The organism is Actinoplanes lobatus, from assembly GCF_014205215.1.
GTDB classification, from domain to species: domain Bacteria; phylum Actinomycetota; class Actinomycetes; order Mycobacteriales; family Micromonosporaceae; genus Actinoplanes; species Actinoplanes lobatus.
In genome coordinates, this window is record NZ_JACHNC010000001.1 from 4,386,752 (window position 1) to 4,397,787 (window position 11,036).

At 72.9% G+C, this 11,036-nt stretch carries 12 protein-coding genes; 4 read left to right on the plus strand and 8 right to left on the minus strand.

Translation table 11 applies throughout. From position 1 onward, the window contains the following. Nucleotides 1-60: 60 nt before the first annotated feature. Both BJ964_RS20350 and BJ964_RS20355 read right to left on the minus strand, forming a co-directional pair. Nucleotides 61-1,311, minus strand: coding sequence for a HAMP domain-containing sensor histidine kinase (locus BJ964_RS20350; protein ID WP_188122140.1), 1,251 nt, complete (start codon nt 1,309-1,311; stop codon nt 61-63). After that, nucleotides 1,308-1,991 carry a response regulator transcription factor gene (locus BJ964_RS20355; protein ID WP_188122141.1) on the minus strand — a complete coding sequence of 228 codons (684 nt, stop codon included), beginning with the start codon at nt 1,989-1,991 and terminating at the stop codon, nt 1,308-1,310. Before BJ964_RS20355 ends, BJ964_RS20350 begins: the two co-directional genes overlap by 4 nt. A gap of 101 nt (nt 1,992-2,092) precedes the next feature. Between BJ964_RS20355 and BJ964_RS20360 the strand changes: the two genes are divergently transcribed. The 3 genes from BJ964_RS20360 (at nt 2,093) to BJ964_RS20370 (ending at nt 4,160) form a co-directional block, all read left to right on the plus strand. Continuing rightward, nucleotides 2,093-2,563 (plus strand): hypothetical protein, encoded by a 471-nt coding sequence (locus BJ964_RS20360; protein WP_188122142.1) that lies wholly within the window; start codon nt 2,093-2,095, stop codon nt 2,561-2,563. Nucleotides 2,564-2,734: 171 nt separating this feature from the next. Next, nucleotides 2,735-3,343, plus strand: a complete 609-nt coding sequence (locus tag BJ964_RS20365; protein ID WP_188122143.1) for an MBL fold metallo-hydrolase — start codon at nt 2,735-2,737, stop codon at nt 3,341-3,343. A 163-nt stretch (nt 3,344-3,506) separates the two neighbouring features. After that, complete coding sequence (locus BJ964_RS20370; protein ID WP_188122144.1) at nt 3,507-4,160, plus strand: DUF3159 domain-containing protein; 654 nt, start codon at nt 3,507-3,509, stop codon at nt 4,158-4,160. Here the strand turns inward: BJ964_RS20370 and BJ964_RS20375 are convergent. Together BJ964_RS20375 and BJ964_RS20380 are read right to left on the minus strand one after the other, a co-directional pair. Then, nucleotides 4,142-4,726 carry a hypothetical protein gene (locus BJ964_RS20375; RefSeq protein ID WP_188122145.1) on the minus strand — a complete coding sequence of 195 codons (585 nt, stop codon included), beginning with the start codon at nt 4,724-4,726 and terminating at the stop codon, nt 4,142-4,144. The genes BJ964_RS20370 and BJ964_RS20375 overlap by 19 nt on opposite strands. Continuing rightward, nucleotides 4,723-5,259 carry an RNA polymerase sigma factor gene (locus tag BJ964_RS20380; RefSeq protein ID WP_188122146.1) on the minus strand — a complete coding sequence of 179 codons (537 nt, stop codon included), beginning with the start codon at nt 5,257-5,259 and terminating at the stop codon, nt 4,723-4,725. Before BJ964_RS20380 ends, BJ964_RS20375 begins: the two co-directional genes overlap by 4 nt. Nucleotides 5,260-5,368: 109 nt before the next feature. Here BJ964_RS20380 and BJ964_RS20385 point away from each other — a divergent pair, with 109 nt between their 5' ends. Continuing rightward, a complete protein-coding gene (locus BJ964_RS20385) occupies nt 5,369-7,528 on the plus strand; it encodes a molybdopterin oxidoreductase family protein (protein ID WP_188122147.1) in 2,160 nt (719 codons plus the stop codon). Here the strand turns inward: BJ964_RS20385 and BJ964_RS20390 are convergent. Genes BJ964_RS20390 through BJ964_RS20405 form a run of 4 tightly spaced genes read right to left on the minus strand, consistent with a single transcriptional unit; the run spans nt 7,525 to nt 10,993 of the window. Beyond that, nucleotides 7,525-8,118: a response regulator transcription factor gene (locus BJ964_RS20390; protein ID WP_188122148.1), complete on the minus strand. Its 594-nt coding sequence runs from the start codon at nt 8,116-8,118 to the stop codon at nt 7,525-7,527. The genes BJ964_RS20385 and BJ964_RS20390 overlap by 4 nt on opposite strands. Beyond that, nucleotides 8,115-9,266, minus strand: a complete 1,152-nt coding sequence (locus BJ964_RS20395) for a sensor histidine kinase (protein WP_188122149.1) — start codon at nt 9,264-9,266, stop codon at nt 8,115-8,117. Before BJ964_RS20395 ends, BJ964_RS20390 begins: the two co-directional genes overlap by 4 nt. 18 nt (nt 9,267-9,284) lie before the next feature. Further along, the gene (locus BJ964_RS20400; protein WP_188122150.1) at nt 9,285-10,040 is read right to left on the minus strand and encodes an ABC transporter permease; all 756 of its coding nucleotides are present in this window, start codon (nt 10,038-10,040) and stop codon (nt 9,285-9,287) included. After that, on the minus strand, nt 10,037-10,993 hold the full coding sequence (locus BJ964_RS20405) for an ABC transporter ATP-binding protein (protein ID WP_188122151.1): 957 nt from the start codon (nt 10,991-10,993) through the stop codon (nt 10,037-10,039). The genes BJ964_RS20400 and BJ964_RS20405 overlap by 4 nt, the downstream gene beginning before the upstream one ends. Nucleotides 10,994-11,036: the final 43 nt, after the last annotated feature.

Consider the following 11,036-nt stretch of genomic DNA (forward strand, 5'->3'; position numbering starts at 1 on the left):
GGGAGGGACAGGGTGGGAGGGACGGGGAGGTGGCGGGGTGGGTGGGCCTGCGTGGGAGGGTCAGGGGCCGGGGATCTCCAGGCGGACCACCGCTCCGCCGGCGGATGGGGGGCTGATCTCGAAGGTGGTCGCCACCTGGCGGGCGATGTCCAGGCCCAGGCCGGTGGAATCGCCGCCGGAGGCGCCTCGCTGGGCGGCGGCGCCGGAGGGGAAGCCGGGGCCGGAGTCGGCGACGGTGAGGATCGCGCCGCCGGCTGGGCGGGGGGTCAGGGTGACCGACAGCGGGGTGCCGTCGGGGGTGTGGGCGAAGACGTTGCCGAGGAGGGCGTCCAGGGCGGCGGCCAGGTCGTCGGCGGCCACCGCCACCGGTACCGGAACGGATGGCAGGGCCTGGTGGACGTCGCGGCCGGTGTCTTCGGCCAGTACCGCCCAGAACGCCACCCGGGCGCTGACGATCTCGGTCGCGTCGCAGGTCGCGGTGGTGGGGGTGGTGCCGGCGCGGCGGGCCTGGTGGATCACCGCGGTGACGGCGCGGGCGACCTCGTCGGCGGCGGACGCCACCCGGGCCGACTCCTCGGGGTCGCGGAGCGACTCGGCTTCCAGGCGCAGCGCGGTGAGCGGGGTGCGCAGGCGGTGGGAGAGGTCGGCGACTCGTTCCCGTTCGGTGGCCAGCAGGTCCTGGATGCGGCCGGCCAGATGGTTGAGCGCGCCGGCGACCTCGCGCAGTTCGGGTGGGCCGGTCGGGTCGGCGCGTGCGGTCAGCTCCGCTCTGGCGAGCCGGTGCGAGACCGCGGACAGCTCGGTGATCGGCGCGATGATGGCGCGGGCCAGCCGGTCCGCCACCAGCAGGCCGAGCAGTACCAGCGCGGCGCCGAGGGCGGCCAGCGTGGTCCAGGCGCGGGTCACGCCGCGGGTCAGTTCGGCGTCGGTGACCAGGGTGCGGATCACTGTCACCCCGGCCGCCCCGAGCACCGGCACCACCAGTTCCTGGCCTTCGCCGGTGGTCACGGTGAGCGCTTCCCGGCGGGCTCCGGCGAGGCGGACCGCGGGGGTGGGCGCGGCGGGCGCGCCGAGCACGCTTCCGTCGGGGAGGAAAACCGTGACCGGTACGGACTGAGCCGACACCGAAAGCCGCAGCGCGTCGATGTCGCCCGTCCCGGCGATCGGCACGATCGACTGCACCACGTCGTCGGCACGGCTGAGCGCCCGGTCCGCGGCGACCTGCCGGACCAGCAGGGCGAGCGGCACCAGGAACGCCAGCAGCACCAGCACCGTGGTGGCCGCGACCAGCAGGGTGAGCCGTGCCCTCATGACGGTTCGCTCAGGCGGACGCCGACGCCGCGGACGGTGTGCAGGTAGCGTGGCTCCTGGGCGGTTTCACCCAGTTTGCGGCGCAACCAGGACAGGTGTACGTCGACGGTCTTGTCGGCGCCGCCGTACGGCACCTGCCACACCTCGCTGAGCAGTTCGCGTTTGGTGACCACCTGACCGGCGTGCCGGGCCAGATGGTGCAGCAGGTCGAATTCGCGCGGGGTCAGCTCGACCACCGCCCCGTCCAGGGTGACCGAGCGGGCCGCCTGGTCGATGCGCAGCCCGCCGACCTCGATCACCGGCGCCGCCTCCTCGGGGCCGGCGCCGCGCCGCAGTACCGCACGGATCCGCGCGTCGAGCTGTGCCGCGGTGAACGGCTTCACCACGTAGTCGTCGGCGCCCGCGTCGAGCAGCCGGACCATCTCGGTCTCCTCGTCGCGGGCGGTCGCCACGATCACCGGGACCTGGCTGACCGCCCGCAGCATGCGCAGCAGCTCCCGCCCGTCGAGGTCGGGCAGGCCCAGGTCGAGGACGATCAGGTCGGGCCGCTCGGCCAGGGCGGTCTGCAGGCCCTCCATGGCGGCGGCCGACGCCGCCACCGCGTGCCCGCGCTCCCGCAGGGCGCGCAGCAGCGGCGTCCGGATAGCCGGGTCGTCCTCGATCAGCAGGAGTCTCGCCACCGCTGCACGGTAACCGCCGGGTCCGGCGGAACCGGGCTTCTTAACCTTCCTTTAGCGCTCTCCGGTGCCCGGCTTATCGTCCGGCGGCGGATAGTTGCGGGGTGCGCCTCTTGGACCGGCTCGGCCGGCTGCCCCTGGTCATCGTCGCGGGATGGATCGTCGCGGCGGTGCTCGCCGTGCTGGTCGGGGTGGTCGGGATCGGTCTGGTCGGGTCCGGGCTGGTGTCCCGGCAGGGGGCCCCGATCAGCGAGGACGAGGTGGAGCGGGCGCTGGACGGGCTGGGCGATGCGTCCCCGTCGACGTCGCCGGAGCCGTCGAAGGGCGAGCCGTCGAAGGGCGAGCCGTCGGCCACGGCTGCCCGGGGCCGGTCGTTCCCGACCCGGGGCGGCACGGTGGTGGCGGACTGCGAACGGATCATCTCGATGTCGCCGGCGCAGGGTTTCGCGGTGCACGATCAGGACGACGACGACGGCGAGTTCCGTCAGGTGCGCGGTGAGGTGAAGGTGGAGGTGGAGCTGACCGGATGCGATCAGGGGACGCCCCGGCTGGCGGTCAGCGAGGAAGCCGGCTGACGTCCGGTTCCGGGCCGGCGCCGCGCAGACCTGGAGCGGCTGGCCGGGGTCGCACAGCGCGGCAGGGCGCCCGGCCGCGCCACCACGAACTCCTCGAAAGTCATGCTCCTGTGACGCTTCCGGTCCGGCGAGTGCTCAGCGACGCCCGGGAATTTCACGGACAATCCGAGGATGCTGCGAGTGGATCACGGTGTCGTCACGGGCACCTTCAGCCTGGACGGCCAGACCTTCGACGTCGACAACAACATCTGGGTGGTCGGCGACGACGACGAGTGCGTGGTGATCGACGCGCCGCACGACGTGGAGGCGATCCTCGCGGTGGTGGGGGAGCGGCAGGTACGGGCGATCATCTGTACGCACGCCCACGACGACCACGTCCGCGTCGCCCCCGGTCTGCGCGACCGCACCGGCGCCCCGATCCTGCTGCACCCCGCCGAGTGGCCGCTGTGGGAGCTGACCCACGGCGACGGCGTGTGGTGGAACATCGACCTGGCCGACGGCGCCCGGATCGAGGTGGGCGGGTCGGTGCTGGAGGTGCTGCACACGCCCGGTCATGCGCCCGGCGCCGTCTGCCTCCACGTCCCCGATCTGAACTGTGTCTTCACCGGCGACACCCTGTTCAACGGCGGGCCGGGCGCCACCGGCCGGTCCTTCTCCGACGCCGGGCTGATCGTCGAGTCGATCCGGGAGAAGCTGTTCGCCCTGCCGGACGCGACGGTGGTGCACACCGGGCACGGCGAGGACACCACGATCGAGGCCGAGCGGTCCCGGATGGGTTGAGCCCGGCCACCGATTCAAGCCCGGCGGGCGCGGCACGAGCCTGACCCGGCAGACGGCCGGGCGGAACAGGCGGGACAGCCCTGATCGGTACGGGGCGGTCCCCGCCCGTACCGGAACAATGGTCTCTGGGTTAGGGTGGCCTAACCTTAAGGGGCGGGTGGAGATGGCGCAGCCGGAATCGCTGGCGGAGTTGCTCAACGGGCGGCGGGCCGCGGTCGACGCGTCGCTGCCCGCGGTCGGGTTCGTGGCCGGGTGGCTGGCCTTCGGGGAGTCGATCTGGGCCGGGGCGATCGCGGCCGTCGTGTCGGCGATCGGCGTGTCCTGGTGGCGGCTGCGCAAGGGCGACAAGCCGCGGGCCGTGCTGATCGGGCTGTTCCTGGTGTGTGTGGCCGCCCTGATCGCGCTCTACACCGGCAAGGCCGAGGACTTCTTCCTGCTCCAGCTGCTCAGCAACGCGGCCAGCGCGCTCGCCTGGATCATCAGCATCGTGATCCGGTGGCCGCTGCTCGGGCTGGTGGTCGGCACCGTGCTGGGGCAGCGGACCCGCTGGCGGCGGGATCCGGCGCTGCTGCGGGCCTATTCGCGGGGCAGCTGGGTGTGGGTGATGCAGTACGTCATCCGGGTCGCCGTGTTCCTGCCGCTCTACCAGGCGGGCTGGACCGAGGCGCTGGCCGCGGCCCGGCTCGGGCTGTCCGGGCCGCTGATCGCCGGGTGTCTGGCGGTGAGCTGGTGGGTGATCCGCCGCAGCCTGCCGGCGGACCACCCCGGTCTGCGTCACCCGGTCGTGGACGACCCGGTTCAGAAGGCCGCTTCGTAGAGCTCGCGCAGGCCGGGCGTGCCGGCCTCGCCGCTGTAGCCGCAGATCATCACGTCCGCGCCGACGGCTGACACCAGATATTCCTTGCCGACCTCGAAGTCACCGGAGCCGAGCAGCAGCTCCGGGTTGCCGCCGGGCTGGTTCACCGCGATCCGGGGGACGTCCGCGCCCCGGTAGTTGCGGGTGACCTCCATCAGCGCGGTGGAATCGTCGACCTCGTCGACCCGGCCGGCGAAGGCGATGGTGGCCCGCTCGGCCAGCGACTCGGGTTTCGCCTCGGCGCACTTGGCCTGCCCGCCGGCCGGAACCTGGACCGACGGGACGGGCGCGGCCGCGACGATCGGGAAAGGGACCGGTTCCGGTGCCGGGCCCGGGCGCAGGGTCGCCCAGGCGGTTCCGCCGGCGAGCAGCACGAGGGCCGCGGCGACGGGCAGCGTCCACCGGCGGACGTGGGTACGGGACATGGCTTCCTCCACGAGGTGCTCGACCAGGGCGGGGGAGGCCGGTTCCAGGCGCGCGGCCGGGTCGGCGCGGCGCAGGCGCTCCCGGAGATCGTCGTCGGTCACGTCCGGCTCCCCTCTGTCGACCTGTCATGTCCGGCGGCGGGGCCGGTCTTTCCCACCAGTTCGTCGCGCAGCCGCTGCCGGGCCCGGTGCAGGCGGATCGACGCGGCGTTCGCGGTGATGCCGAGGACCACGGCGATCCCGGCCGGGGCGAGGTCCTCCCAGGCCCAGAGGCGCAGCAGCTCGGCGTCCTCGGGGCGCATCCGGGACAGCGCCCCGGCCAGGTCGCCGTCGGGTGGGGAGGGGCCGTCGACCACGGTCGGCGGCGGGTCGAGCCGGGAGATCCGGGCGACCAGCCGGAACCGGCGGCGGTGGGCGCGTTCGGCGTTGGCGAGGCAGTTGCGGGCCACCGCGTACGCCCACGGCAGGTGTTCCTCCGGCATCTCGTCGAGGCGCCGCCAGCAGATCAGCAGCGTCTCCGAGAGCACGTCGTCGGCGGTCGCCGGATCGGTGCGCCGGGCCAGGTAGCGGCGCACGGCGTCGATCACCGTGGGGGCCAGCCGCTCGAACCGGGCCCGGCGCGGGTCGGGGTTCACGAGGTCCACCTCCGCACATGTCCGGCAGCCCGGTCAGTCTTTCAACCTGTCCGGCCCCGGGGTCGGCGTGGCAGGATACCGACCAGTAACCCAGCGTTGGGAGACGGCCATGCGGACCGCGTACCGGACCTGCCCGCTCTGTGAGGCCGCCTGCGGCCTGGAGCTCACCATCGACGCCGACCGTGTCGTCGCGGCCCGCGGCGATCGTGAGCACGTGTTCAGTCACGGCTTCGTCTGCCCCAAGGGCGCCACGTTCGGGCAGCTCACCGACGACCCCGACCGGCTTCGCCGGCCTCTGGTCAAGGGCGTCGAGGTGAGCTGGGCGGAGGCGTTCGCCGCGGTCCGTGCCGGGTTGCGGCCGATCATCGAGCGGTACGGTGCACAGGCCGTCGCCCTCTACCTGGGCAACCCGAACGCCCACACCATCTCCGGCGGCCTCTACGTGGCACCGCTGATCCGGTCGCTGGGCAGCCGCAACGTCTACTCGGCGAGCACCGTCGACCAGATGCCGAAGCACGTGTCCTGCGGGTACCTGTTCGGCAATCCGCTGACCATCCCGGTGCCCGACCTGGACCGCACCGACTTCCTGCTGATGCTCGGCGCCAACCCGTGGGAGTCCAACGGCAGCCTCGCCACGGCCGCCGACTTCCCGGGGCGGCTCAAGGCGATCCAGGCGCGCGGCGGCCGGTTCGTGGTGGTGGATCCACGGCGGACACGCACCGCCGAGCACGCCGACGAGCACCTCTGGATCCGGCCGGGCACCGACGCGTACCTGCTGTTCGGCATCGTGCACACGCTCTTCGCCGAGGACCTGGCCACCATCCCGGAGTACGTGAGCCGCGTCGAGCCGGTCCGTGAACTGGCCGGGGGTTTCCCGCCCGAGCGGGTCGCCGACGTCTGCGGGATCCCGGCCGAGCGGATCCGCGGCCTGGCCCGGGAGCTGGCCGCCGCCCCGACCGCCGCGGTGTACGGGCGGATCGGCACCTGCACGGTCGAGTTCGGCACGGTCACCAGCTGGCTGATCGACGTGGTCAACATCCTCACCGGGAACCTGGACCGGCCGGGCGGCGTGATGTTCCCGCTCGCCCCGCACCTGTCCGGCGCGGCGAAACCCGGGAAGGGGTTCCGGACCGGGCGCTGGCACAGCCGGGTCCGCGGGCTGCCCGAGGTGAAGGGCGAGCTGCCGGTCGCCACCCTCGCGGACGAGATCGAGACCCCCGGCGACGAGCAGGTCCGGGCGCTGATCACGATCGCCGGGAACCCGGTGCTGTCCACACCGAACAGCGGGCGCCTGGACCGGGCCCTGTCCGGGCTCGACTTCATGGTGAGCGTGGATCCGTACCTGAACGAGACGACCCGGCACGCCGACGTGGTGCTGCCGCCGACCGACTCGGTACGCAAGGGCCACTACGACTTCAGCTTCCTGGCGCTGTCGGTGCGCAACTTCGCGGCCTACTCCCCGCCGGTGCTGCCGCCCGACCCGGACGTCCCGGACGAGTGCGACATCCTGGCCCGGCTCATGCTGATCGTTCTCGGCCAGGATGGCGACGACCCCGCCGTCGTGCACGACGAGCTGCTGCGGCAGGCACTGCGCCGGGTCCCGGAGGACCGGCACACGCTGGTCACCGGCGACCATCCGGCCGAGCGGCTGATCGACGTGGCGCTGCGCACCGGGGCGTACGGGGACGGCTTCGGCGAGAACCCGGACGGGCTGACCCTCGACCGGTTGAAGGCCGCACCCCACGGCATCGACCTCGGGCCGCTGCGGCCCCGGATCCCGGCCGCGCTGCGAACCGCCTCCGGCACGGTCGAACTGTGCGTGCCCGAGCTGGCCGCCGAGGCGGAACGGCTGCGGGACGCCCTCGACTCTCCCGCGCGCGACGGGATGGTCCTGGTCGGACGGCGGCATCTGCGGTCGAACAACAGCTGGATGCACAACGTCCCGGCACTGGTGAAGGGGCGCGACCGGTGCACGCTCCAGATCCATCCGGCCGACGCCGAACGGCTCGCGGTCGCCGACGGGGACGCCGTACAGGTCACCTCACGGGCCGGCGGCCTGGTGGCCCGGGCCGAGGTCACCGACCGGGTGATGCCCGGCGTGGTGAGCCTGCCGCACGGCTGGGGGCACGACCTGCCGGGCACCCGGATGACGGTCGCGGCCGAGCATCCCGGCGTCAACTCCAACCTGCTCACCGACGAGCTGGTGATCGACCCGCTGTCCGGGAACAGCGTCCTCAACGGGATCCCGGTCGAACTCAAACCGGCCTAGATCCACCCCATCCGCTGAGCGTGCCGGATCGCGGTGATCCGGTTGGCGGCGCCCAGCTTGGTGATCGCGTTGGACAGGTAGTTACGCACCGTGCCCTCGCTCAGGTGCAGCCGACCGGCGATCTCGGCGACCGAGGCGCCCGCCGCGGCCAGGGCCAGGGCGTCGCGTTCCCGGTCGGTGAGCGGGTTCTCGCCGGCCATCATGGCCGAGGCGGCCAGCTCCGGGTCGAGGTAGCGGCCACCGGCGTGGATGCGGCGGATGGCGTCCGCCAGCTCGGCACTGGAGGAGTCCTTCGGGATGAAGCCGCGCACCCCGGCCGCGATGGCCCGCCGCAGGTGGCCGGGGCGGGCGAAGGTGCTGAGGATGAGCATGGCCCGGCCGGGCAGCCGTTCGGCGACGCTGAGCCCGTCCAGGCCGGGCATCTCGATGTCCAGGACGATCACGTCCGGATCGTGGGCGCCGACCGCGGTGAGCACCTCGTCGCCGCGGCCGCACTGGGCGACCACGGTCAGGTCCTCCTCGAACTCCAGCATCATCGCCAGGGCCTCGCGGATCAGATGCTGATCGTCGGCGAGCAGGACACGGATCACGCGGCGGCTCCGGTCGGGGCGGTGGCACGGACCAGGAAACGGCCGTCGCCGGTGGGCTGTGCGGTGAGCGAGCCGCCGATCGCGGCCAGGCGCTCGCCCAGCCCGGCCAGCCCGGTGCCGGCCGGATCGGAACCGGTCGCCGCGCCGTCGTTGACCACCTCGAGGACCGCCGAGCCGTCGGCCGCCCGCAACGACACCCGGCACCAGGTGGCCGAGCTGTGCCGCAGGATGTTGGTGGCGCTCTCCCGCACCACCCAGGCGAACGGGGCGGCCGTCTCCGGTCCGACGGCTCCCGGCGGCAGGTCGATCTCGCAGCGCACCCCGTCGGCCTCCAGGATCGCGCGGACACTGTCCAGTTCGGAGGCCAGGTCCAGGACCCGGTAACCGCGGACCGCCTCCCGGATCTGGCGCAGGCTGTCCTGCGCCAGACCGCGGACCACCGTCATCTCCTCGGCGGCGCGGGCCGCGTCTATGGTGGCGAGCTTGCCGGCCAGCTCGCTCTTCACGGCGATCACCGACAGGCTGTGGCCGACCAGATCGTGCAGGTCACGGGCGAACCGCAGCCGCTCCTCGGTGACCGCGAGCCGGGCCTCGGCGTCCTTGCTGGCGTGCGCCTGCTCACCCAGATCCAGGATCCAGATCCAGAGCTTGTTCGCGTACGGGACGGTCAGGCACATGACCCCGTAGACGATCGCCGCCACCTCGACCGGGAACTCCTGGATGCCGGGGTTCACCGACAGCAGGAGCACGCAGAACACGGCGGTGCCGGCCGCCAGCAGGATGCTCGCCAGCCGCCCGGCCCGGACCGTCACCACACTCACCCAGGCGATCGCGACCATGCCGAAGCCGGACGGGTCGGCGTCCTGTACGAGCAGGATCACCAGGACCGCGATGCCGGAGTACAGCGCGTAGCGGCGGCTCTCCCGGGCCTCCTCCGGCCAGCGCACCGACACCGCCCGGATGAAGCGCCAGACGTACCAGTTGAAGACGGCCAGCGCGACACCGGCGACGGCGAACCGCACCGGGTCGGCCCGGCCCTCGGAGATGTGCAGGACGGCGCCGGCGAGAGCGCCGAACCAGGCCAGGACCAGGGTGAACGCCAGACTCCACATGGTCAGCCGGCGAGCGCGGTGTACTGCGGCGGTCATGGCGGACACCCTAGCTTTTCAGCCGCGCCGCGGATCCCAGCGGAAATACCGCCGGGCCACCACCGCGGCGACCGCCACCCACGCCGCCAGCAGTCCGAGGTTCGGCAGCACGCCCTGCCCAGCGTTGTCGGTGGAGCCCAGGAAGCCGGTCCGGATCAGCTCGGTGACCGGGGTCATCGGCAGGTACCCGGCGATCCGGCCCAACCGCTCCGGCAGCGCGTCCAACGGCACGATCGCCGGCGACAGGAACAGGCAGAGGAACATGAACGGCACGGTCGCGATCTGCGCCAGCTCCCCGGTCGAGCTGAACCCGGAGATCACCATCGAGACCAGGCTGAACAGGCCCGCCGCGCCGAGCACCCCGGCCAGAAGCAGCAGCGGATTCTCCGGCAGGCCGACGCCGAGCGGCACCGCGGCCACGCACAGCGCGACCACCTGGAGCAGGTAGACGGCGGTCGCCCCGGCCGCGCTGCCGCCCAGGATCGCGGTCGCCGAGGCCGGGCCGCCGAGCAGCCGCTTCAGGATCAGCTCCTCCCGGCGGGTGGTGTAGAAGCCGGCCAGATTGACCAGCGGGGCGAACAGCGCCAGCGTGGCCACCTGCCCGGTCAGCATGAACGGGACCTGGTCGGCGGCCTGCGACCGGGCCGTGAAGATCAGGAAACCGGCTACCAGCAACGGCATCAGCACGGCGTTGGTCAGCGCCGACCGGTTCCGCATGATCAGCAGGATGTCGACCCGGGCCAGCCGGACGGTGTGCTTGAGATCGGTGGTCATCGGCTCTCCTCCACGATGGTCAGGAAGACGTCCTCCAGCGAGGCCGGGCGCACCGACAGCCGGTTCAGGGTGACGTTGCGGGAGGTGGCCCAGGCCAACAGGGTGGCCACGGTCCGGTGGGCCCGGCCGTCCGGTTCGCCGCTGGTCACCGTGTACCGGGCGGTCGGCCGCCCGTCGTCCACCACGATCTCCGGGGCGGCCCCGTCGATCCGGGGCAGCGAGTCGATCGGCGCCTCGGCCGGCACCAGGAACGCGATCCGGTCACCGTGACCGGCCACCACCTCCGGCACCGTCCCGGCGATCCGGATCTCACCCCGGTGCATGATCGCCACCCGGTCGGCGAGCCGCTCCGCCTCCTCCAGGTAGTGGGTGGTCAGCAGCACCGTGGTGCCGGCCGCCACCAGATCCTGGATCAGCCGCCAGGTGGCGATCCGGGCCTCCGGGTCCATGCCGGTGGTCGGCTCGTCGAGGAACAGCACCTCGGGGCGGCCGACGACGGCCAGAGCCAGGTCCAGACGGCGCTTCTGGCCACCGGAGAGCTGTCGTACGCGTACGCCCGCCTTGTCGGTCAGCCCGACCAGCGCCAGGGCCGCCACCCTTTCCATCGGCCTGACGTGCAGGTCACGCCACAGGTCCACGGTCTCGGCCACGGTCAGATCGCCGATCAGGCCACTCTCCTGGAGCATGATCCCGACCCGGGGGCGCAGCGCCCTCCGCGACCGGTACGGGTCCAGCCCCAGCAACCGCACCGTCCCACCGGCGGCCGGCCGGAACCCCTCCAGCACCTCGATGGTGGTCGTCTTGCCGGCCCCGTTCGTGCCCAGCAGCGCGAACAGGCCCCCGGACGGGACGGTGAAATCGATGCCCTTGACCGCCTCGAACTCGCCGTAGCTCTGGCGCAGGCCGGCCACCTCGACGGCGGTATCGGTGCCGGTCAGTGTCTGCGTGCTCATGTCCACCATGGTTCGCGAACACGCGGGACGACGGCAGTCGCCG